This window comes from Bradyrhizobium sp. SZCCHNR1053 (assembly GCF_032381235.1).
In the GTDB taxonomy this organism is placed as follows: domain Bacteria; phylum Pseudomonadota; class Alphaproteobacteria; order Rhizobiales; family Xanthobacteraceae; genus Bradyrhizobium.
In genome coordinates this window covers 23,341-44,874 of the sequence record NZ_JAUHJM010000021.1, presented here as the reverse complement: position 1 = coordinate 44,874, position 21,534 = coordinate 23,341, and the positions used below count along the sequence as shown (strand labels likewise).

20 protein-coding genes are annotated in these 21,534 nt (G+C 65.1%); 15 read left to right on the top strand and 5 right to left on the bottom strand.

Annotated elements, in window-relative coordinates; translation table 11 throughout:
* Positions 1–72: 72 nt before the first annotated feature.
* Positions 73–1,446, bottom strand: a complete 1,374-nt coding sequence (ppsR, locus tag QX051_RS29000; protein ID WP_315778470.1) for a transcriptional regulator PpsR — start codon at positions 1,444–1,446, stop codon at positions 73–75.
* Positions 1,447–1,922: 476 nt separating this feature from the next.
* Positions 1,923–2,843 carry a LysR family transcriptional regulator gene (locus tag QX051_RS28995; RefSeq protein WP_315755203.1) on the bottom strand — a complete coding sequence of 307 codons (921 nt, stop codon included), beginning with the start codon at positions 2,841–2,843 and terminating at the stop codon, positions 1,923–1,925.
* 136 nt (positions 2,844–2,979) lie between these two features.
* Between QX051_RS28995 and QX051_RS28990 the strand changes: the two genes are divergently transcribed.
* From QX051_RS28990 to QX051_RS28950, 9 genes are all read left to right on the top strand, one after another.
* Positions 2,980–4,023: a class 1 fructose-bisphosphatase gene (locus tag QX051_RS28990; protein WP_315733743.1), complete on the top strand. Its 1,044-nt coding sequence runs from the start codon at positions 2,980–2,982 to the stop codon at positions 4,021–4,023.
* A 35-nt stretch (positions 4,024–4,058) separates the two neighbouring features.
* Entirely contained in the window at positions 4,059–4,934 is an 876-nt protein-coding gene (locus QX051_RS28985; protein WP_315733741.1) for a phosphoribulokinase, read from the top strand.
* Entirely contained in the window at positions 4,931–6,982 is a 2,052-nt protein-coding gene (gene tkt, locus QX051_RS28980; protein WP_315778469.1) for a transketolase, read from the top strand. Before QX051_RS28985 ends, tkt begins: the two co-directional genes overlap by 4 nt.
* Before the next feature lie 44 nt (positions 6,983–7,026).
* A complete protein-coding gene (gene fba, locus QX051_RS28975; RefSeq protein WP_315733737.1) occupies positions 7,027–8,109 on the top strand; it encodes a class II fructose-bisphosphate aldolase in 1,083 nt (360 codons plus the stop codon).
* A gap of 35 nt (positions 8,110–8,144) precedes the next feature.
* Positions 8,145–9,605, top strand: coding sequence for a form I ribulose bisphosphate carboxylase large subunit (locus QX051_RS28970; RefSeq protein ID WP_315778468.1), 1,461 nt, complete (start codon positions 8,145–8,147; stop codon positions 9,603–9,605).
* 74 nt (positions 9,606–9,679) lie between these two features.
* Positions 9,680–10,096 (top strand): ribulose bisphosphate carboxylase small subunit, encoded by a 417-nt coding sequence (locus QX051_RS28965; RefSeq protein ID WP_315733734.1) that lies wholly within the window; start codon positions 9,680–9,682, stop codon positions 10,094–10,096.
* 164 nt (positions 10,097–10,260) lie between these two features.
* Complete coding sequence (cbbX, locus tag QX051_RS28960; RefSeq protein WP_315735640.1) at positions 10,261–11,205, top strand: CbbX protein; 945 nt, start codon at positions 10,261–10,263, stop codon at positions 11,203–11,205.
* Positions 11,202–11,924, top strand: a complete 723-nt coding sequence (locus QX051_RS28955) for an HAD-IA family hydrolase (protein WP_315778467.1) — start codon at positions 11,202–11,204, stop codon at positions 11,922–11,924. Before cbbX ends, QX051_RS28955 begins: the two co-directional genes overlap by 4 nt.
* A 148-nt stretch (positions 11,925–12,072) precedes the next feature.
* Positions 12,073–12,765 carry a TetR/AcrR family transcriptional regulator gene (locus QX051_RS28950; protein ID WP_315778466.1) on the top strand — a complete coding sequence of 231 codons (693 nt, stop codon included), beginning with the start codon at positions 12,073–12,075 and terminating at the stop codon, positions 12,763–12,765.
* Between the two features lie 9 nt (positions 12,766–12,774).
* Here the strand turns inward: QX051_RS28950 and QX051_RS28945 are convergent, their stop codons facing one another.
* Together QX051_RS28945 and QX051_RS28940 are read right to left on the bottom strand one after the other, a co-directional pair.
* Complete coding sequence (locus tag QX051_RS28945; protein ID WP_315778465.1) at positions 12,775–13,362, bottom strand: PepSY domain-containing protein; 588 nt, start codon at positions 13,360–13,362, stop codon at positions 12,775–12,777.
* A gap of 108 nt (positions 13,363–13,470) precedes the next feature.
* Positions 13,471–14,640 (bottom strand): patatin-like phospholipase family protein, encoded by a 1,170-nt coding sequence (locus QX051_RS28940; RefSeq protein WP_315778464.1) that lies wholly within the window; start codon positions 14,638–14,640, stop codon positions 13,471–13,473.
* Positions 14,641–14,977: 337 nt separating this feature from the next.
* Between QX051_RS28940 and QX051_RS28935 the strand changes: the two genes are divergently transcribed.
* Positions 14,978–15,793, top strand: a complete 816-nt coding sequence (locus QX051_RS28935; protein ID WP_409998149.1) for a lytic transglycosylase domain-containing protein — start codon at positions 14,978–14,980, stop codon at positions 15,791–15,793.
* 96 nt (positions 15,794–15,889) lie between these two features.
* On the opposite strand, the gene katG is transcribed toward QX051_RS28935, so the two are convergent.
* On the bottom strand, positions 15,890–18,070 hold the full coding sequence (gene katG / locus QX051_RS28930; protein WP_315778463.1) for a catalase/peroxidase HPI: 2,181 nt from the start codon (positions 18,068–18,070) through the stop codon (positions 15,890–15,892).
* Positions 18,071–18,298: 228 nt separating this feature from the next.
* Between katG and QX051_RS28925 the strand changes: the two genes are divergently transcribed.
* The 5 genes from QX051_RS28925 to QX051_RS28905 all read left to right on the top strand — a co-directional run bounded on the left by QX051_RS28925 (position 18,299) and on the right by QX051_RS28905 (position 21,347).
* Positions 18,299–19,228: a hydrogen peroxide-inducible genes activator gene (locus tag QX051_RS28925; RefSeq protein WP_315778462.1), complete on the top strand. Its 930-nt coding sequence runs from the start codon at positions 18,299–18,301 to the stop codon at positions 19,226–19,228.
* Positions 19,229–19,735: 507 nt separating this feature from the next.
* Positions 19,736–20,350, top strand: coding sequence for a hypothetical protein (locus tag QX051_RS28920; RefSeq protein ID WP_315778461.1), 615 nt, complete (start codon positions 19,736–19,738; stop codon positions 20,348–20,350).
* Positions 20,347–20,580 carry a type II toxin-antitoxin system HicB family antitoxin gene (locus tag QX051_RS28915; RefSeq protein ID WP_315778460.1) on the top strand — a complete coding sequence of 78 codons (234 nt, stop codon included), beginning with the start codon at positions 20,347–20,349 and terminating at the stop codon, positions 20,578–20,580. Before QX051_RS28920 ends, QX051_RS28915 begins: the two co-directional genes overlap by 4 nt.
* 43 nt (positions 20,581–20,623) lie before the next feature.
* Positions 20,624–20,818: a hypothetical protein gene (locus QX051_RS28910; protein ID WP_315733718.1), complete on the top strand. Its 195-nt coding sequence runs from the start codon at positions 20,624–20,626 to the stop codon at positions 20,816–20,818.
* Positions 20,819–21,026: 208 nt separating this feature from the next.
* Positions 21,027–21,347, top strand: a complete 321-nt coding sequence (locus QX051_RS28905) for a hypothetical protein (RefSeq protein ID WP_315733716.1) — start codon at positions 21,027–21,029, stop codon at positions 21,345–21,347.
* Positions 21,348–21,534 lie beyond the last annotated feature (187 nt).

Genomic DNA, 21,534 nt, shown 5'->3' with positions numbered 1-21,534 from the left:
GGCTCCAGCATGGAATTTGAATCAGAAGTTCACCGACTCGGGAATCCTGATTCCGGCAAAAAACATCACGCTCTAGCTCCCCTTTTCGGTTTCCTCGTCGTCGCTTTCTTCTGGTTGGCTGAGGTCATACCGATCGAGCTTGGCGTAAAGGCTTTGGCGGCTGAGACCAAGAATTTCGGCGGCCGACGTCCGATTCCCATTGGCGAGCTCGAGCGCCGCACGGACGTAATGCTGTTCAACGACCTCGACCGTGCTCTTCACCAGCTTGCGCAGCGGAGTCTTGCCGACGGATTCGTTCAGGGCGGCCAGCGCGACCCTGAGGTTGTCATGCTCCGCAGTCGGCGACAGCCGCCTGGCGACGTTGCGCAGCACCAGCGCAATCCGGGGATGGCCGTCCAGACCATAGGCCGCAGCCGAGATCTCGACCTCCGTTTCGGTGCCGAGCTCGCCTTGGATGGTCGTGGATAGCAGCCGAACGGTGCCGTGGCGCTCGACGTTGGAGATCAGGACCGAAAGGTCGGCGCCGGGGCGCGTCAACCAGCGGCTTAGCTTCTCGCCGATGACCGCCTCCGTCGACCCGATCTCGACCAGTTCCAGAAACGCGCGATTCGCGCGCTTGATAGCACCGCCGCCGTCGATGCTGATGACGGCGTCGGGGAGGTTGTCGATCAGCGCTTCGGGATTGTCCGGCACGAGGCCGGGCTGCGCAGCCTTGCCGATCGGTGCCATCTGCAGCAGGAACATCGGCCCGGCATTGCTGGTCATCAGGGATCCCCTGAGCATCCAGGGGACGGCCTCTTCGCCGAGATGGACCACGATGCCGGGCGCCTTGCCCTGGTCGCGCACGCGTCTCAGCATCTGTTCAACCAGCTCGCGGTCCGTGGCTGGAATCTCCTGCAGAAACTCGCGGCCGACCAGATTGTCCCTGCGGCGGCCGGATGCCCCCAGCGCGGAGGCCGCGGTCCGGTTGGCTTCGACGATGCGCAGATCCCGGACCTTCGTCAGCAGTACGGCCTCGTTGGAATCCTCGATCACGAGCCGGTAGCGCGTTTCGATCTCGCGCAGCTTCCAATAGTCGCGCTCGATGGTCTGCTGGGCCGAGATCAGCCGGGCCTGCAGCTCGGCCACGGCCTGCAGGTTCTTGCCGATCGCGAGCATGCCAGCCCGACCGCCGAGCAGTACAGTCGTGAATTCCATCGGAAGTTCGAGGCCGCTGGGGAAGCGCTGCGTGATCTGGCGGAATGCGGAAATGCCGGTCCGCTTGGTGTCCTGCATGATGCGTTCGATCTTCTCGCTCGCACCGTCGACGATCTCGGACCAGGGACGGCCAAGCCACACGTCGACATTTTCGGATGACATGTTGGGAGACAGCGTCGCCTCACGGATCACGCCGTCCATGTCGAGCAGCAATGTCACGTCGGCGCGCGGACCGTGAAATTCGGCCATGGTCTAGGCACCCGTTGGAGACGCTCAAGGACCACGGCCGACGCCGTCGGCGCGCATCTTGAAGGCGCTTGGTCGCATCCCGCTAACGTCTTGAGAGACTCGACACTCCATGCTGCGCCCTCAGTGTCAAGGCTTATTTACAAGCACATACTCCCAACTGTATCCCTGCGCCTGCCGCATGTTCAAACTGCGGCTTGACCGCTCATTTTCAGCAATCATTTCACCGACACATGGCATGACAAGTATTCATTGCACTAATCACTGTAAGGGATAGCTGCGCGAGGATTCGGAAAATCGGGACAACGCAGGATGCTGAGAGCGGGTGGGGTTGCGACGGTCGTGTTGGCAATTTCGGCCGACGGCACTCTCGGCGATCTGGGCCGAGATGGGGCTGGCGCAGGCCGCGTGAGGTCTGGTGCGCGCGCACATCGAAGTGCGCGCGCACGGTGCCACCACGCCGGTCCCTCGCCGTGCCGTCAACGGGGCAGGAACCGTGCGCCCTCCTTGCCGAGGAAATCCAGCATGGCCTGCGCCGGCGGCAGCAGCAGCTTGTCGGCGCGCCGTACCGCATGCCATTGCCGGATCACGGGCAGTCCGGGCACCTTCAAGGTGACCAGGCGGCCCTCGGAGAGCTCGTGCGACACCGTGTGCTGCGAGATGAAGGCGATGCCGAGGCCGGCGATGACGGCCTGCTTGATGGTCTCGTTGCTGTCCATCTCCATGCTGGTCTTGAGATGCAGACCGTGCTTCTCCAGGAAGGTCTCCATCAGCATGCGGGTTCCCGAGCCGCTCTCGCGCGTGATGAACACCTCGCCCGCGAGCTCTGCGGCCGCGATCCGTTTTCGGCGCGCGAGCCGGTGCCCCGCCGGCGCGACGATGACATGCGGATGCTTGCCCATCGGCCGCATGTCGACGGGAATGTCCGCCGGCGGCCGTCCCATGATGGCGATGTCGAGATCGTATCCTCTGAGCGCTTCGCGGATGGTGTCGCGATTGCCGATCCGCAGGGTGACGTCGATCTTGGGGAACCGTCGCGAGAATTCCGCGATGGCGAAGGGAACGAAATATTTCGCCGTGCTGACCGCGCCGATCGCGACCCTGCCGCCGCTGCGCCCCGCCAAAATGTCGAGCGCCTGCTCGCAATCCTGCAGCGCCGCCTCGACGCGTTCGGCCAGCGCCAGCACGCTGCGTCCGGCTTCGGTGAGGATCATGCCGTCGGTGGTGCGCTGGATCAGCGGCAGGCCGGCGAGCTCCTGAAGGTTGCGAATTTGCAGCGTGACCGCAGGCTGCGTCAGGTGAAGACGGCCGGCCGCGGAGGTGACCGATCCGGACTCCTGCACGGCTGCGAGCGCGCGCAGCTGGCGAATGGTGAGGTCGCGTGAGAAGCGCCGGCTCATGGAACCCTCGATATAAGGAAAACTTTTGTCGATCCAAAGATAAAGAAATTTCCCTAATCACGCAAACCGGGCCTTGATGGGGGTGCGGCACGACCCCTTCGTGCCGCACGCATCAAGCTCTCCAAAGAATGGGCTGATGGCAAGGGAGTGGCCCATGGATCATCATCAGACATTGCAGGCACATCTGGCGGCGCAGGGTGCCGACGCCGATTGTGCCGCGGTCATCGAGGCTCTGGCCGAGGCGGCGCGCGAGCTCGCGCGGCAGATCGCTATCGCGCCGCTGTCCGGCGTCGACGAAGGCGCCGCCACCGTGAACGCCGACGGCGACGTCCAGAAGGCGCTCGACATCGTCGCCGACAATCTGATGCGGGATGCGCTGCGCCGGGCTCCTGTCGCCGGCATCCTGTCCGAAGAGGTCGATCGGCCGGAAACGGTCAACGCTGCTGCCCCACTTTGCGTGGCGATCGACCCGCTCGACGGCTCCTCGAACCTGCAGAACAACATCTCGGTCGGCACCATCTTCTCGATCCGGCCGCGCGGCCGCGACGTGCTCTCCAGCTTCTTCGAGCCCGGCACCGCGCAGCGTGCCGCCGGCTTTTTCGTCTACGGACCGCAGACCTGCCTGGTGCTCGCGATCGACCGCCGCGTCGATCTCTACGTCCTGCATCCGACCTTGCACGAGTTCATGCTCGCCAAGTCCGGAATCCGCATCCCGCAGGATACGCCGGAGTTCGCCATCAACGCCTCGAACCGCCGGCACTGGAGCGGGACGGTGCGCAACTATGTCGACGAATGCCTGGCGGGCGCCGCGGGCCCGCGCGGCCGCGACTTCAACATGCGTTGGATCGCCTCGCTGGTCGCCGAGGCCTATCGCATCCTGATGCGCGGCGGCGTGTTCCTCTATCCGGCCGACTCCCGCCCCGGCTATCGTGAGGGCCGGCTGCGGCTGGTCTACGAGGCGCATCCGATGGCGCTGATCATGGAATGGGCCGGCGGCTCGGCCTCGAGCGGCCGTTCGCGCATTCTCGAACTGTCGGCGCGCTCGCCGCATCAGCGCGCGCCGCTGATCATGGGCGACGTTCGCCTTGTTCGCGACGTCGACCAGCTGCACGAGGGTGTCGAGCCGCTGTTCGAAACCAGCGATGCGCCCCTGTTCGCGCGGCGCGGCCTGTTCCGCTGAGCCTGCCTGCCGAACGCGCCTTCCGGAGAAAAGTCATGTCACGTCGTCATCCCATCATCTCGATCACGGGCTCGTCGGGCGCCGGCACCACGTCCGTCAAGAAGACCTTCGAGAACATCTTCCGCCGCGAGAACGTCAAGGCGGCCTACATCGAGGGCGATGCCTTCCATCGCTACAATCGCGAGGAGATGCGCCGCAAGATGGTCGAGGAGGCCGAACTCGGCAACAAGCACTTCAGCCATTTCAGCCCCGACACCAACCTGTTCGAGGAGCTCGAGAAGACCTTCCGCGATTACTCCGAGACCGGCACGGGCATGACGCGCCACTACGTCCATGACGAGGAGGAGGCGCGGCTCTACGACACAAGGCCCGGCAACTTCACCGACTGGACGCGGCTGCCGGAAGAGTCCGATCTTCTGTTCTACGAAGGCCTGCATGGCGCTGTCGTCACCGAGACGGTCAACATTGCCCAGCATGCGGACCTCAAGATCGGTGTCGTTCCGGTCATCAATCTCGAATGGATCCAGAAGCTGCACCGCGACCGTGCCTCGCGCGGCTATACCACCGAGGCGGTCACCGACACAATCCTGCGGCGCATGCCGGACTATGTGAACTACATCATTCCGCAGTTTTCCGAGACCGACATCAACTTCCAGCGTGTACCGACGGTCGACACGTCGAATCCCTTCATCGCGCGCTGGATTCCCACGCCCGACGAGTCGATGGTCGTCATCCGCCTGAAGAATCCGCGCGGCATCGACTTTCCCTATCTGCTCTCGATGATCCAGGGCAGCTTCATGTCGCGCGCGAATTCGATCGTGATCCATGGTTCCAGGCTCGATCTCGCCATGCAGCTCATTCTCACCCCCATGATCATGCAACTGATGGACCGAAAGAGGCGCACGCTATGACCGCCACCGCCGTGCAGACGCTGGCCCCCAAGACTGATAGCAAGACCGATATCAAGGCCGATCCCAGCCATGCGGAGATGGCGAATGCCATCCGCTTCCTCGCGATCGACGCCGTCGAAAAGGCGAAGTCGGGCCACCCCGGCATGCCGATGGGCATGGCCGATGTCGCCACTGTGCTGTATCAGCGCTTCCTGAAGTTCGATCCCGCCGATCCGGCCTGGCCCGATCGCGACCGGTTCGTGCTGTCGGCCGGACACGGCTCTATGCTGCTCTATGCGCTGCTGCATCTGACCGGCTACGAGGCGGTCACGATCGATGAGCTGAAGAAGTTCCGGCAATGGGGCGCCAAGACGCCCGGGCATCCGGAATATGGCCACACGCCGGGCGTCGAGACCACGACCGGTCCGCTGGGGCAGGGCATCGCGACGGCGGTCGGCATGGCGCTCGCCGAGCGCCTGATGAACGCGCGCTATGGCAACGATCTGGTCGATCACTACACCTATGTGATCGCCGGCGACGGCTGCCTGATGGAGGGCATCAGTCACGAGGCGATCTCGCTCGCGGGGCATCTCAAGCTGAATCGTTTGATCGTGCTGTTCGACGACAACGGCATCTCGATTGACGGCTCGACCGGGCTGGCATGCTCCGACGATCAGCTCGCGCGCTTTGCCGCCTCTGGCTGGACGACCTGCCGCATCGACGGCCATGATCCGGAAGCGATTGCTGCGGCGATCGCAGCGGCGCGGCAGAGCGATCGTCCCAGCATGATCGCGTGCCGGACGACGATCGGCTTCGGTTCACCCGGACGGCAGGGCTCGGAGAAGGCGCATGGCGCGCCGCTCGGGCCGGAGGAGGTCGAGAAGACCCGCGCGGCACTGCACTGGCCCCACCGTCCGTTCGAGGTGCCGGCCGACGTGCTGGTGAGCTGGCGCGAGATCGGCGCGCGCGGCCGCAGCGTGCGCCATGCCTGGAAGGAGCGCGCGCGCAAGCTGTGCACCGCGGACCGGTCGCCCTGCCACGACGCGCTGAACAAGAAGCTTCCAGCCGCCTATACCGAGCGCATGGCGCAGTTCATCGCGCAGCTCACGGCCGAGCGGCCGAAGATCGCCACCCGCCAGGCCTCGCAGAACGTCATCGATGTCATTGCGACGGTGCTGCCCAATCTGCTCGGTGGCTCGGCGGATCTCACTCACTCCAACCTCACGAAGGCAAAGACGCACAAGTCCGTCACGCCCGCGACCATGGACGGCAACTACATCCACTATGGCGTGCGCGAGCATGCGATGGCCGCGGCCATGAACGGCATCGCGCTGCATGGCGGCTTCATTCCCTATGGCGGCACCTTCCTCGCGTTCGCCGACTACAGCCGGCCGGCGATTCGCCTGGCCGCGCTGATGGGCATCCGCGTCATCCACGTCATGACCCACGATTCCATCGGCCTCGGCGAGGACGGCCCGACGCATCAGCCGGTCGAGCATGTCGCGAGCTTGCGGGCCATTCCGAACCTCCTGGTATTCCGCCCGGCCGACGCGGTCGAGACGGCGGAAGCCTGGGATTGCGCGCTGCGTGCGGAGACCTCGCCGTCAGTGCTGTGCCTGTCGCGGCAGGCGCTGCCGGCGTTCCGCACCGAGGCATCGGATCACAACAAGGTAGCGCTCGGCGCCTACGTGGTCATCGAGCCCGAGGCCGGTCGCGACGTGACTTTGATTGCGACCGGATCGGAGGTGGCCATCGCGCTGGAGGCGGCCAAGCTGCTGGCGGCCGAAGGCGTCCAGGCGGCGGTGGTGTCGGCGCCGTGCTTCGAATTGTTCCGCAAGCAGTCGGCAGAGTATCGCGCCGAGGTGCTCGGCCATGCGCCACGCGTCGGGGTCGAAGCTGCGATCGAGGGCGACTGGGCGCGCTGGCTCGGTGATGCCGGCGAGTTCGTCGGCATGCAGGGCTTTGGCGCCTCGGCGCCGGCCGAGGTGCTGTACCGCGAATTCGGCATCACGCCTGCGGCGGTCGCCGATGCGGCCATGCGCAACATCATCCGGGCGCGGGCTTCCTGAGCCGCGTCGCAGAATAGAACATCGAAACAGGGACGGAGATCAACATGGCGCGGATCACGCTCAGACAATTGCTGGACCATGCTGCCGAGCGCAGCTATGGCGTGCCGGCTTTCAACATCAACAACATGGAGCAGGGGCTCGCGATCATGGAGGCGGCGGCGGCGGTCGACGCCCCCGTTATCATCCAGGCCTCGCGCGGCGCGCGCTCCTATGCCGGCGACATCATGCTGTCGAAGATGATCGACGCGCTGGAGGAGATGTATCCGCAGATTCCGCTCTGCCTGCACCAGGACCACGGCAACGACGAGGCGACCTGCGCCACCGCGATCAAGTACGGCTTCACCTCTGTCATGATGGACGGGTCGCTCAAGGCCGACGCCAAGACCGCGGCGGATTATGACTACAATGTCGACATTACCCGCCGTGTCACTGACATGGCGCATTGGGTCGGCGCCTCGGTCGAGGGCGAACTCGGCGTGCTCGGCTCGCTCGAGCATGGCGGCGGCGAGCAGGAGGATGGTCATGGCCTCGAGGGCAAAGTCAGCCGCGAGCAGCTGCTGACCGATCCGGACCAGGCCGTGGATTTCGTCCGCGCCACCAAGGTCGATGCGCTGGCGATCGCGATGGGCACCTCGCACGGCGCCTACAAGTTCTCGCGCAAGCCGGACGGCGAGATCCTCGCCATGAACGTGATCGAGGAGATCCATCGCCGGCTGCCGAACACGCATCTGGTGATGCACGGCTCGTCCTCGGTGCCCCAGGCGCTGCAGGACATGTTCAATCAGTTCGGCGGCGAGATGCCGCAGACCTGGGGCGTCCCGGTCGAGGAGATCGTGCGCGGCATCCGCCATGGCGTCCGCAAGGTCAATATCGACACCGACTGCCGGCTGGCGATGACCGCGATCTTCCGCAAGGTCGGCGCGTCGTCGAAGGTCGAGTTCGATCCGCGCAAGTTCCTGAAGCCGGCGATGGATTCGATGCGCGAGTTGTGCCGCGAGCGGTTCGAGCAGTTCGGCGCTGCCGGCAATGCATCCAGGATCAAGGTCATTCCGCTCGCCGAAATGGCCAAGCGCTACCGCTCCGGCGCACTCGATCCGCGAGTTGGGGGAATGACTGAAGCTGCCTGACATCCACGGCCATAACGAACATTCAGGAGGAACACATGAACGACCCATCGATCACGGTGCGCGGCAAGGATCGCTACAAGTCCGGCGTCATGGAATACAAGCGCATGGGCTACTGGGAGCCGTCCTATCAGCCAAAGGACACCGACGTGATCGCGCTGTTCCGCGTCACGCCGCAGGACGGTGTCGACCCGACCGAGGCTTGCGCCGCGGTCGCCGGCGAATCCTCGACCGCGACCTGGACCGTGGTGTGGACCGACCGCCTGACGGCGGCCGAGAAGTACCGCGCCAAGTGCTACCGGGTCGAGCCGGTGCCGGGCTCGCCGGGCAGCTACTTCGCCTACATCGCCTATGACCTCGACCTGTTCGAGCCGGGCTCGATCTCCAACCTGACGGCCTCGATCATCGGCAACGTGTTCGGCTTCAAGCCGCTGAAGGCGCTGCGGCTGGAGGACATGCGGCTGCCGGTTGCCTATGTTAAGACGTTCCAGGGGCCGGCGACCGGCATCGTCGTCGAGCGCGAGCGGCTCGACAAGTTCGGCCGGCCGCTGCTGGGCGCCACCGTCAAGCCGAAGCTCGGCCTGTCCGGCCGCAACTACGGCCGCGTCGTCTACGAGGCGCTGAAGGGCGGGCTCGACTTCACCAAGGACGACGAGAACATCAACTCGCAGCCGTTCATGCATTGGCGCGAGCGCTTCCTGTACTGCATGGAGGCGGTCAACAAGGCGCAGGCGGCCACCGGTGAGATGAAGGGGACTTATCTCAACATTACCGCAGCGACCATGGAAGACATGTATGAGCGCGCCGAGTTCGCCAAGGAGCTCGGGTCATGCGTTGTCATGATCGACCTCGTGATCGGCTACACCGCGATCCAGTCGATGGCGAAGTGGGCTCGCAAGAACGACATGATCCTGCATCTGCATCGTGCAGGACACTCGACCTATACGCGGCAGCGCGCGCACGGCGTGTCGTTCCGCGTCATCGCCAAATGGATGAGGCTTGCCGGCGTCGACCACATCCATGCCGGCACCGTGGTCGGCAAGCTCGAGGGCGACCCGAACACCACACGCGGCTACTACGACATCTGCCGCGAGGACTTTAATCCGATGCGGCTCGAGCACGGCGTGTTCTTCGACCAGAACTGGGCGAGCCTGAACAAGCTGATGCCGGTGGCCTCGGGCGGCATCCATGCCGGCCAGATGCACCAGCTGCTCGACCTGCTCGGCGAGGACGTCGTGCTGCAGTTCGGCGGCGGCACCATCGGACATCCGCGCGGCATCGCCGCCGGTGCGACCGCCAACCGCGTCGCGCTGGAGGCGATGATCCTCGCCCGCAACGAGGGCCGCGACTACGTGCATGAGGGCCCGGAGATCCTGGCCAAGGCGGCGCAGACCTGCACGCCGCTGCGCGAGGCGCTGGAGATCTGGAAGGACGTCACCTTCAACTATGAATCGACCGACTCGCCGGACTTCGTGCCGACCGTCACTCCCGCCGCCTAGTCATTATTCGATGCGCCGCCGCGACGCGGGCCGGAGCCCGCTCGCCCGCATCAGCCACATCAGGAGACATCAACATGCGCGTGACCCAAGGCTGCTTTTCTTTCCTACCCGATCTGACCGACGAGCAGATCACGGCCCAGATCCAGTATTGCCTCGAGAAGAATTGGGCCGTGAACATCGAGTTCACCGACGATCCGCATCCCCGCAACACCTATTGGGAGATGTGGGGCCTGCCGATGTTCGACCTGCGTGACGCCGCCGGCATCATGCGCGAGCTGGCCGAATGCCGGAAGATCTATGGCGACCGCTACATCCGCATCTCGGCCTTCGACTCCACCCACGGCTGGGAGTCGACCCGGCTGTCCTTCATCGTCAACCGGCCGCAGAACGAGCCGGGCTTCCGGCTCGACCGGCAGGAAACCGTCGGGCGCAATCAGCGTTATTCGACGCGGTCCTACGCGGCCGAGCGCCCCGAAGGCCAGCGTTACTGATCCCTGGCGGGCGGAGGTCGCTGCTGCGCTTGCAGGTCTGCGGCGTGGCAGGGATCTCCGCCCGGAGCGGCCATATCACCTTCTATTTGCCGTTGCTTCGTTGCTGCCAGGTTCGAAGGCACGGCGATCTGATGCGAGCGTCCCGAACGGAGCACGAGCGGATGATGCAGGCCACGCAGGCGGACACCACCCAGGCGACGCCGGTCGATACCGTCGACCTGCGCCGCGAGTTCGAGAGCGTCGATATTGCGCCCGTGCTGGAGCAGCTCGACCGTGAGCTGGTCGGGCTCGCGCCGGTCAAGACGCGGATCCGCGAGATCGCCTCGCTGCTGATGATGGAGCGGATCCGCCGCAAGATGGGGCTGGCGACGACGTTTCCGACCCTGCACATGTCGTTCACCGGCAATCCCGGCACCGGCAAGACCACGGTCGCGCTGCGCATGGCGGGCATCCTGCACCGGCTCGGCTTCGTCCGTCGCGGCCACGTCATCAGTGTCACCCGCGACGATCTCGTCGGCCAATATATCGGCCACACCGCGCCAAAGACCAAGGAAGTGCTGAAGAAGGCGATGGGGGGCGTCCTGTTCATTGACGAGGCCTATTATCTCTACCGTCCCGAGAACGAGCGCGACTACGGCCAGGAGTCGATCGAGATCCTGCTGCAGATCATGGAATCGCAGCGCGAGGACCTCGTGGTCATTCTTGCCGGCTATGCCGACCGGATGGAGAAGTTCTTCCAGAGCAATCCCGGCTTCCGCTCGCGCATCGCCCACCACATCGACTTCCCCGACTATTCGGAAGCCGAGCTACTGACGATCTCCGAGATGATGCTGGAGGGGCAGAATTATCGCTTCACCCCGGAGGCCCGCGCCGCTTTCGAAAAGTACATCGCCGTCCGGCGCACCCAACCGTTGTTCTCGAACGCGCGCTCGATCCGCAACGCGCTGGATCGGATCCGCCTGCGCCAGGCCAACCGGCTGGTGTCGCGGCTCGACCGCGTACTGACGTCCGATGACGTGATGTCGATCGAAGCCAGCGACGTGCTGGCGAGTCGCGTGTTCGCCAAGGGCGCCGACGCAGGCGACGGCAGGGCGGAGGCGCAATCATGAGTCTCGCTTTGGTGATGAACGCGCCGCTCGACGATCTCAGGCGCCGCATCGCCGACGCCGGCGCGCTGATCTTCGATGTCGACGGCACCATGGCCGAGACCGAGGAGATCCATCGCGAGGCCTTCAACGAGGCGTTCGTCGCGGTCGGCATCGACTGGCACTGGGGCCGCCGCATCTACAAGGAGCTGCTGCGCGTCGCCGGCGGCAAGGAGCGCATTCGCGCCTTCGACCAGATGCGGCGCACGGGGCCGCCGCTGAGCGACGCCGTCATTGCCCGGCTTCATCGCATCAAGACGGAGCGGTTTGCCGCGCTGATGGCCGACAAGGGATGCCCATTGCGCCCGGGCGTTCAAGCATTGCTGGGGGCTGCCTCGGCACGCGGGCAGCGGCTCGCGATCGCGACGACGACCACGCGCGCCAATATCGATGCCCTGCTGGCGCCCGTGTTGGGCGTGGATTGGGAGGCAGGATTTGCCGCCGTCGTGGCGGCCGACGATGTCGCGCGCAAGAAGCCTGCGCCCGATGTCTACCTGGAGGTCTTGTCGCAGCTCGATCTGCCCGCGGCCAGTTGCATCGCGATCGAGGACTCCGGTAACGGGTTGATGGCTGCGACCCGCGCCGGCCTTCCCGTGCTGATCACGCGCAGCCTCTACTTTCATGACGACACGTTCGACGGTGCGCTCGCTGTGCTCGACGACCTCGTGGAGTTTGTTGCCTGAGGTATTTTGAGGTGCCTGTGTTGATGCATTGCCGATTATGTACGCCACCATGCGCATAGCCGCGTGGCGTAGTTGTTCTATTGCCGTCTCGACAAGAACGTGTAATCCCTTAACGATATGTCTTCATGTCGAGTCGAGGTCGTTGAGTATGGCCCGCACGCAGGCCAAATTGAAACGTACGGACGTTGCACGCACGGAAGCGTTTCGCGGGCGGGTGGGACGGCCCCCGAAGGCGTTGGCTGGAAACATCGAGGAACGTATTCTGGACGCTGCGCGCGCGGTGTTTCTCGAGCGCGGCTTTGACGGCGCCAGCATCGACGAGATCGCCGAACGCGCCCCCGCCAGCAAGCCGACGATTTATGCCCGATACACCGGCAAGGCCGCCTTGTTTGCCGCCGTCGTCGAGCGCTCCATCAACGACGTGATGAATCTCGGGGCCTACACGCCGGTCGCCGGCACTGCACAGGAAAAGCTGGTTGGACTTGCCATCGCCATCGTCGATCGCGCGCTGAAGGAATCGCTCGGATTGTTACGGGTCACGATCGGGGAGGCCTACCGGTTTCCCGATCTCAGTTGTCAGTTTCATGACGTCTCGCGTAAGCGCGCCACCCATGCCGTGGCGGCGCTGCTCGCCGAGACGATCGGCATCTCGGCCATGACCGCCCGCCGGACGCCGTCGAAGGCGTCGGCGGCCTCCGCCGAGATATTTATCGACCTGATCGTCATGCCGGTGATCATGCGCTCGCTGATGGGCGAGAGCGAACGGACGATCCGCAGGGAGCTGCCCGGCTTCGTCCGTGACCGGGTCAAGATTTTCCTGGCGCTGCAGCCGAAGGCCTGAGCAGCGCGATCAGCGCCGCCGCAGCAATGACGGTTCGAGCGTCACCTGCTTGAGATCGTTGCCGCTGACGACGACCACGATGAAGGCGAGCTTGCCGTCCTTGTTCATCAGGCCGCCACTGATCGCCCGGCCGGCCGCCGAGCGCTCGGCGATCCGAATCGCATCCGACATCTTGAGCCGGACCGTGGTGAGGGCGGCCAGGCTGTTACGGTCGCTTTCGCTCAGTCCGTCCACGGTCGAGAACAGCACGCTATTGCGCACCTTTGCCGTGGTGCCGTCGATGTCGGATTCCCAGATCCGTCCGCGCTGCAGGGTTCGGACCTTGTAGATGGGGGCGTCGAGCCCACCCTCGAAGCTGATGTCCGCGGTCTTGGAGCCAGGATGAATCCTTTCGGCGATTCGCAGCGCCTGGTGCAGTGACACCTCCGTCCGCCTGAACTTGTCGAGCTCGCGATCAATCGTCTCCTGGCTCAGCGCCGGATCGGTGGAGGCTTGCGGATCCCCCTCCGTCTGCATGCCGGTGCCGGTTCCGGCGACGGCGTGCGCCAGGGGAGTCCATGACAGCAGGATCAAGGTCAACAGAATGATTCGTTTCATGACGGCCTGCTGTCTCCGATCTCGGTCGGTGCTTGTAGAGCATTCCCTTGGGAAACGGTTGCGATAAAACGAAACTGTATCGTTTTATAATTGTCGATGGCGCGGTTGTCAAGGTAACGGCGCCGGCGGCGTCTGGGTCCAGAAGCGACCCGAGCGCGCGCCGTCATAGCCAAGGGTGTAGAGCGAGCGCATGTAGTCGGTGTCGAAGCCGACGCCTTGGCCCTCGGGGACGGACGGGTCGATCGCCGTCATGTTGAAGGCTAGGCCATTGTGCCGGGCGAACTGATAGGTGGCCGAGAGGTAGCTCCGGATCTCGCGTTTGCTCTTCATGGCCAGCGAGCGGATCGCGATCGCCTTGGCGCTGTTTTCGACCGGCTGGAAATCGGTGGACGTCCGGCCGTTCATGATGATGTAGATGGCGGGCCTCGCTGAGGCCATGCGCCGCGATGATCCGGGCTGCATCAGCAGGCGGTCCGGAAAGGTGAACACCTGGGTCGAGACGCCGCCGTCGACATGCATCTCCTCGATCAGCTTGCCGTCGGAGGAGGCCGCGATCAGCGACGGCGGAAACGCCACGGGAACGCTGGCGGACGCGGTCAGGACCTGCCGGAACAGATCGAGCGCGCGCGGCGTCCGCGCCGAGGCGATCTCACCCATGTTCCACAACACCGGGCGCCCCGCGTCCAGGTCGGTGGTCACGACGAACAGTCTCCGGCCCTTGGCGTGTTCTCTGGCGATCGCCGCGAGCAGGTCCGGCGTCGTGTAGTGGCTGATCGCGTCGCGGAGCGGCTGCCCATCGAACAGGGATGAGCCGAACACGGCGTTGAGCGCGTTGGGGGAGGCCGCGAACGAGCTGGCGAGCCCGCTCGTATACATCTCCTTCAGCGTCGCATCGTAGGCTGGCCCGAGGAAGGCGAACGGCGCGATCAGGGCACCGGTGCTGACGCCCGAGACGATCGTGAATTCGGGACGAGCCCCGCTTTCGCTCCAGCCGTTGAGAACGCCGGCGCCGAATGCGCCGTCGCCGCCGCCGCCGGACAGCGCAAGATAGGCGAAGGGCTTGCCAGGTTGCGGCTGCGGCTTGAACGCGGCGTTGTCGAAGCTCGCGGCCGGCGCATCGGCCCACATCCGGATCGCGCGAAAGCCGTCGATCGTGGCGCGTTTGGCGTCGTTGGCCGAATAGGCCGCGCGCTGAACGGCGGCACAGCCGCCGAGCAGGAGAGCCAGGCTGCAGAACGCGGCCAGACTCCCTGCCGCTCGGATCCAACGCGATCGCACGTCCCACCCATCCGTTCACTAAACGAAACCGTATAGTATTGTTATTGCGATTTGATCAAGCCCGAAGGCGATCGACGCGTATCCGCGGATCACGATTGCGGGAGCTGGATCTTGGAACCTGCACGGCAGCCTGGGCCGATCGTCCTGCTGCTCGTCACAGGCGGCGCTCGGCGCGTTCATCTGCGGCTCACGCGCCGCCGGCTATGATTTTCTTCCATTTCCGATAGGTTGTCGCCGTTTCAACCAGGGGCGGCCGATATTGCCGCGCAGCGGCGTCCGATGTTCCGACAGGGTCACGATGCAGGCCGCATCGGCGGACGCGACCAGAGGAGTCTGAATGATCAACCGGCGGGCCATGATCACCTTCACGTTCACCGCCGCGACGCTGCTCGCAGCCTGCGGCGGCGTTGCGCAGGCGGCGCAGTGCGGCTCGTCGCCGGCGGGGTTCGAGGTGTGGAAGCGCGAATTCAGCGAGGAGGCGAGGGCGAAGGGCGTCGGCGGCACCGCGATCGCCGCGTTGATGCAGACCAACTACGCCTCGGCGACGGTCGCCGCCGATCGGGGCCAGCGCAGCTTCCAGCTCTCGCTCGATCAGTTCCTCGCCAAGCGCGGGGCTGCGGCGATCGTCGCGCGCGGCCGCCAGCTCAAGCAGTCGCAGGCGGCGATGTTCGCCTCGATCGAGCAGCGCTACGGCGTGCCGCCCGGACCGCTGATCGCGATCTGGGGCATGGAAAGCGCGTTCGGCAGCCAGCGCGGCAATCAGCACATGCTGTCGTCGATCGCGACGCTCGCCTATGATTGCCGCCGTCCGGAGTTCTTCACCGACCAGCTCTATGCCGCGCTCAAGCTGATCGACCGCGGCGTGCTCTCGGGCAACACCCGCGGCTCGATGCATGGCGAGGTCGGGCAGACCCAGTTCATGCCGAAGAACATCCTGGCCTATGGCACGGGCAATCTCGACGTCGCCGCCAACGCGCTGGCCTCGACCGCGAACTTCCTGCGCGCCAATGGCTGGAAGGCGGGCGCCGGCTATCAGCCGGGCGAGCCGAACTTCGCCGCCATCGAGGCCTGGAACGCCGCCGGCGTCTATCAGAAGGCGATCGCGCTGATGGGCCGCCAGATCGATGGCGGCAGCTCGGCCGCGGCGCGCTGACAGGCTTGCGACTGGCAAGCATGTCGAAATGAAAGAAGCGGCGCTTCATCACTGAAGCGCCGCCTCGCATTATTCTCGGTCAGTCAGCTTCTCGACTTAGGACTTCAGCTCGAACCGATCCAGGTTCATCACCTTGGTCCAGGCGGCGACGAAGTCCTTGACGAATTTCTGCTTGGCATCCGAGCTCGCATAGACCTCGGCGAGCGCCCGCAACTGCGAGTGTGAGCCGAAGATCAGGTCGGCGCGGGTGGCCGTCCACTTGATCGCGCCGGACTTGCGGTCGCGGCCCTCGAAGGTGTGCTCGCCCTGATCGACCGGCCGCCACACCACGCCCATGTCGAGCAGGTTGGCGAAGAAGTCGTTCGTGAGCGTCTCGGTCTGCGCCGTGAACACGCCATGCTTGGAGCCGTTGGCGTTGGCGCCGAGCACGCGCAGGCCGCCGACCAGCACGGTCATCTCCGGCGCGGTCAAGGTGAGCAGTTGCGCCTTGTCGACCAGCAGCTCCTCGCCCGACAGCCACTGCTGGCCGCTGAGATAGTTGCGGAAGCCGTCGTATTTCGGCTCGAGCACCGCGAACGACTCGACGTCGGTCTGCTCCTGCGAGGCATCGGTGCGGCCGGGCACGAACGGCACGGTCACCTCGACGCCGGCCTTCTTGGCCGCCGCTTCGACCCCGGCATTGCCGGCCAGCACGATCAGGTCGGCGAGCGAGATCTTCTTGCCGCCGGAGGCCTGCGCGTTGAACTCCTTTTGGATGCCTTCGAGCGTCGAGAGCACCTTGGCGAGCTCGGCCGGGTTGTTGACCGCCCAGTCCTTCTGCGGAGCGAGACGAATGCGCGCGCCATTGGCGCCGCCGCGCTTGTCCGAGCCGCGGAAGGTCGAGGCCGAGGCCCAGGCCGTCGACACCAATTGCGACACCGACAGACCCGAGGCGAGGATCTTCGCCTTGAGCGCGGCGACGTCCTTGTCGTCGACAACGGGATGATCGACCGGCGGCACCGGATCCTGCCAGATCAGATCCTCCTTCGGCACCAGCGGGCCGAGGTAGCGCACCTTCGGGCCCATGTCGCGATGGGTCAGCTTGAACCAGGCGCGGGCGAAGGCATCGGCGAACTGATCCGGGTTCTCCATGAACCGGCGCGAGATCTTCTCGTAGGCCGGATCGAAGCGCAGCGCGAGGTCGGTGGTCAGCATCGACGGCGCGTGGCGCTTGGACTTGTCATGCGCATCCGGCACGGTGTTGGCGCCGGCGCCATGCTTCGGCTTCCACTGGTGCGCGCCGGCCGGGCTCTTGGTCAGCTCCCATTCATAGCCGAACAGATTCCAGAAGAAGTTGTTGCTCCACTTGGTCGGCGTCGTCGTCCAGATCACTTCGATGCCGGAGGTGATGGTATCGCCGCCCTTGCCGGAGCCGTACTTGCTGGCCCAGCCGAGACCCTGCTGCGCGATGTCGGCGCCTTCCGGCTCGGCCCCGACCAGCGACGCATCACCCGCGCCGTGGGTCTTGCCGAAGGTGTGACCGCCGGCGATCAGCGCCACCGTCTCTTCGTCGTTCATCGCCATGCGGGCGAAGGTCTCGCGGATGTCGCGCGCGGCAGCCAGCGGATCGGGATTGCCGTTCGGGCCTTCCGGGTTGACGTAGATGAGGCCCATCTGCACGGCGGCGAGCGAGCCTGCGAGCTCGCGGTCGCCGCTGTAGCGCTCGTCGGCGAGCCACTTGCCCTCGGGGCCCCAATAGATGTCCTGCTCGGGCTCCCAGGTATCGGCGCGACCACCGCCGAAGCCGAAGGTCTTGAAGCCCATCGATTCCAGCGCAACGTTGCCGGTCAGCACGAACAGGTCGGCCCAGGAGATCTTCTGGCCGTACTTCTGCTTGATCGGCCACAGCAGGCGGCGCGCCTTGTCGAGGTTGGCGTTGTCAGGCCAGCTGTTCAGCGGCGCAAAACGCTGCTGACCAGTGCCGGCGCCGCCACGGCCATCGCCGATGCGATAGGTGCCGGCGGCGTGCCAGGCCATGCGGATGAACAGCGGACCGTAATGGCCGAAATCGGCCGGCCACCATTCCTGCGAATCCGTCATCAGCGCGTGCAGATCCTTGACCAGCGCGTCGAGATCGAGGCTCTTGAATTCCTTGGAGTAATCGAACGCCTCGCCGAGCGGATCGGAGAGGTTCGAGTGCTGATGCAGGACCGACAGATTGAGCTGGTTCGGCCACCAATCCTTGTTCGAAAATCCCTTCAAGCCGCCCGAGAACGGGCACTTGCTGACGTCATCCATGTTTGCCTCCTGACGTGATCGTCATGGTTCCCCCCTGGGGTGGGAGCCGGGACCCTACGCGGCTACTTCGATCAGGGGAAATTGAGATTGATGATCATAGCGATAAGATTATCTGATGAATGTGGTGTGACGCTGTCCAAACGCATATGGACGCGGTGCGTTACCTCCGCATCTCAAGATTGCGGTCAGGAAAATTGACTTCGCGGCGCTGATCGATAAGATAATCTGATGATACATTTGACGATGCGGCAGCTTCGCTATTTCGACGCGCTGGCGCGTCTGGGGCATTTCGGCCGCGCCGCCGAGGCCTGCGCGATCTCGCAGCCGGCGCTGTCGATGCAGATCAAGGAGATGGAGGAGGCGCTCGGCGGCGTGCTGCTGGAGCGCAACGCCCGCCAGGTCGTGCTGACCCGGTTCGGCGAGCAGCTCGCCGAGCGCGTGCGCGAGATCCTGCGCTCGGTCGATGAGCTCGGCGACTTCGCCCGCGCCTCGCGCGACAAGCTCACCGGCCGGCTCCGGCTCGGCATGATCCCGACGATTGCGCCTTATCTGCTGCCCAAGGTGATCGGGAGCCTGACGCGCAAACATCCCGAGATCGACATCCACGTCCGCGAGTCCAAGACGCCGACCTTGATCGAGGAGCTGGTCGAGGGCCGCCTCGATGCCGCCATCGTCGCGCTGCCGGTCTCGGAGCCGTCGCTGACTGAGGTCGCGCTGTTCGCGGAGAACTTCCTGCTGGTGCGGCCGCCGGAATATGAAGGCGCGGCGGTGCCAAGCAGCGAGATGCTGCGCGAGATGCGGCTGCTGTTGCTGGAGGAGGGGCACTGCTTTCGCGACCAGGCGCTGTCGTTCTGCAACATGCAGGCGCCGCGCGAGATGCTCGATGCCTCCTCGCTGTCGACCCTGGTGCAGATGGTCGGCGCCGGCATGGGCGTGACGTTGATTCCGGAGATGGCGGTCGGCGTCGAGACGCGCTCGGCGTCGGTGTCGCTGGCGCGCTTCGCCGATCCGCAGCCGCAGCGCACGGTCGGCATGGTCTGGCGCAAGACCAGCCCGCTCGCCAAGCAACTGATGCAGATTTCCGAGATCGTCGGCAGCGCGGCCCAGGGTCTGCGCAAGCAGGCCGCGGCCGGGCAGGGCCGCAAGCGGCGAGGGTGAGCGCAGACGTCGTGCGTTTCTCCCGGAACGTTTCGCGATGCGGAGATTTGTCCGTCTCCTGCCGGAGAAGGAGAACGGGCGGCAGCAGCTCTCTACGGCTATGTCGGCGTCGGCTACGGGCCGTACTACGGTCGTCCATACGAGGCCCGTCCATATTGGCGGCACCGCTATGATGGTTGGGTGGCCATTGGCGCGGCCCGTGGTGGTGAGATCGGCCGATTGATCCTCTGACACGAGGTCGTCTGCGCGCCAGATCGCGCTGGCGATCTGGCGTGACGGCTAGCCGGCTGACGAGACCTCTGCTGCGCCCCGCTGGGTCGGAACGCGCCGTCGTGATGGCCCCTGATGTCCTGCTTTCCCATGGCATAAGTCTTGTATCGATCTCCGCGAGCGGTTGAACGTCCGACGCGCATGCGGTGTGGCGATGCCGTCGGATTGTGATCTCGGTCGGTCGGTTCGCCGCTCGCGCGGCTTGCTGGTCGAGATCGCGTGCCTGGAGAACGGTCCATGTCTGAGCCGCGCAATGCCCGGGAGCTCTGGGCCGCTACGATTATCGATTGGCTCATCGAGAACGCGAGCCTCAGGCGGGAGCGCGTCGACCTCGCGCGGAAGTTCACCCAGGAGCCCTACAATCTAAGCGTCGTCAGGGTCCTGACCATGATGGACGAACTCGTTGCGCGCCACAATGCAGCGAGCGGCGCCAGGCTCGTGCTGTCGCAGAACTGGCGCCTGGCGCATCGCAGCGACACGGTCGGTGACTTCATCGCGGCTTTCCTGCAACTGGTACTTCCCGAGGGGCGCGGCGCGACAACGGACGACGCCGCGAGGGACAACGGCGTAGCGACGTCCGGCGACGCGTCGGAAAGCCGACAGGGCCGGACGCAGTCGCGCCGCATCGATGCGCTGCGGGCTAGTCCGGGCGGCGACTGGAAGCCGGTCGATTTCGAGATCATCGCCTCGCAATACGCGATCAAGTTTCGCAAGATCACCGGCACCCACGAGGTGTTCCTGCATCCCGCGGTCCCGAATTGCGTGACGATCCCGCTGAAGGCGAGGATCAGGCCGCCGCATGTCCGGGCCTTCGTGGCGATGATCGACGGAATGGACGAGGCGACGCGATGAGCGATTCCCGCGTCTATGCCCATGAGGTCACGGCGCTCGGCGCCGAGGATGGCGGCGGCTTTCTCGTCACCTTCCCCGACATTCCCGGGGTCATCGGCATCGGCGCCAACGCCGAGGAGGCGGTTGCCGACGGTCAGCAGGCGCTGTTGGCATGTCTCGACGCGCTCAAGGCCGTCGATCGCGGGCCGCCGGTCCCGGCCGCGGCGCGAGCTGCCGTGCCGCTGGCGTGATTCTTGATGTGAGGTCCGGGACGCCAATGCGACGGGAGACAGTATGCCATTGACAGAGGACGCCATCCAGGTCGGCAAGTGCTACAAGACGAAGATCGCCGAGAGCTACAAGGTGCTGTCGATCACGCGCGGCATCGTCACCTATCAGACGCTGACCTCGCCCTTGCGCATCAACACCGGCATCAAGGCGTTTGCCGACGCCGTCTACAAGGAGATCAACTGTCCGCGGCAGGGCTAGCGATCCGGCGGCGGCCGTATCGTGCGGACCGGGGGCAGGCGGCAGGCTCGGGGCGAACAGAGAGCGCATCACCTCTCCTCCGTCATTGCGAGGAGTGTCAGCGACGAAGCAATCCAGACTGCCTCTACGGAAAGACTCTGGATTGCGTCGCTGCGCTCGCAATGGCGTGGAGAAGGCTCGCCTTTGTTCACGCGCTGCGGAGGTAGGAATGAAAGTCGAACAGCGCGATGACGGCGTGTTGGCCGTCGTCGACGAGGAAGGCCGCGTCTGGGCGCAATGCGCGCGGTCCTCGCAACATGCCGATGAGACGGATTACGTGATCGAGGGGCCCCTCAGTGGATTCGTCTATGAGGACGGCACGTTCACGGCGGACAGCGAGCAGGCCTTCCGCGCCTGGCTCGCCGACCGCCTGATCAGCGACGAGATCTTCCATGTGAAGGACAGGGAGACCGCGTTGGCTCTGTGCCGGCGTATCGCGATCGCGGCCCGCGAGATCCTGAAGGACAAAGCTGGCCCGGCTCATTGTTGAGTGTCCCTGCGTTCCCCTGCGCCATCGCAGATCGCGATCCGGGCCTCAGCCGAGGTCCGGCCTTCCTCGCGCGCTCTCCTCATTCAGAGGGACATGATCGATGCACGACCTGGGCGCAGTGCGCCGCGCGGGATGAGCGGCAAGGTATCGATCGGATTCGTCGATTTTGCTGCGTTCTCGTTCGATT

Bases quoted from the DNA above. Each gene is read 5' to 3' on its own strand.
- ppsR (WP_315778470.1), bottom strand. From the start codon at position 1,446: ATGGCCGAATTTCACGGTCCGCGCGCCGACGTGACATTGCTGCTCGAC.
- QX051_RS28995 (WP_315755203.1), bottom strand. From the start codon at position 2,843: ATGAGCCGGCGCTTCTCACGCGACCTCACCATTCGCCAGCTGCGCGCG.
- QX051_RS28990 (WP_315733743.1), top strand. From the start codon at position 2,980: ATGGCAAGGGAGTGGCCCATGGATCATCATCAGACATTGCAGGCACAT.
- QX051_RS28985 (WP_315733741.1), top strand. From the start codon at position 4,059: ATGTCACGTCGTCATCCCATCATCTCGATCACGGGCTCGTCGGGCGCC.
- tkt (WP_315778469.1), top strand. From the start codon at position 4,931: ATGACCGCCACCGCCGTGCAGACGCTGGCCCCCAAGACTGATAGCAAG.
- fba (WP_315733737.1), top strand. From the start codon at position 7,027: ATGGCGCGGATCACGCTCAGACAATTGCTGGACCATGCTGCCGAGCGC.
- QX051_RS28970 (WP_315778468.1), top strand. From the start codon at position 8,145: ATGAACGACCCATCGATCACGGTGCGCGGCAAGGATCGCTACAAGTCC.
- QX051_RS28965 (WP_315733734.1), top strand. From the start codon at position 9,680: ATGCGCGTGACCCAAGGCTGCTTTTCTTTCCTACCCGATCTGACCGAC.
- cbbX (WP_315735640.1), top strand. From the start codon at position 10,261: ATGCAGGCCACGCAGGCGGACACCACCCAGGCGACGCCGGTCGATACC.
- QX051_RS28955 (WP_315778467.1), top strand. From the start codon at position 11,202: ATGAGTCTCGCTTTGGTGATGAACGCGCCGCTCGACGATCTCAGGCGC.
- QX051_RS28950 (WP_315778466.1), top strand. From the start codon at position 12,073: ATGGCCCGCACGCAGGCCAAATTGAAACGTACGGACGTTGCACGCACG.
- QX051_RS28945 (WP_315778465.1), bottom strand. From the start codon at position 13,362: ATGAAACGAATCATTCTGTTGACCTTGATCCTGCTGTCATGGACTCCC.
- QX051_RS28935 (WP_409998149.1), top strand. From the start codon at position 14,978: ATGATCAACCGGCGGGCCATGATCACCTTCACGTTCACCGCCGCGACG.
- katG (WP_315778463.1), bottom strand. From the start codon at position 18,070: ATGGATGACGTCAGCAAGTGCCCGTTCTCGGGCGGCTTGAAGGGATTT.
- QX051_RS28925 (WP_315778462.1), top strand. From the start codon at position 18,299: ATGATACATTTGACGATGCGGCAGCTTCGCTATTTCGACGCGCTGGCG.
- QX051_RS28920 (WP_315778461.1), top strand. From the start codon at position 19,736: ATGTCTGAGCCGCGCAATGCCCGGGAGCTCTGGGCCGCTACGATTATC.
- QX051_RS28915 (WP_315778460.1), top strand. From the start codon at position 20,347: ATGAGCGATTCCCGCGTCTATGCCCATGAGGTCACGGCGCTCGGCGCC.
- QX051_RS28910 (WP_315733718.1), top strand. From the start codon at position 20,624: ATGCCATTGACAGAGGACGCCATCCAGGTCGGCAAGTGCTACAAGACG.
- QX051_RS28905 (WP_315733716.1), top strand. From the start codon at position 21,027: ATGAAAGTCGAACAGCGCGATGACGGCGTGTTGGCCGTCGTCGACGAG.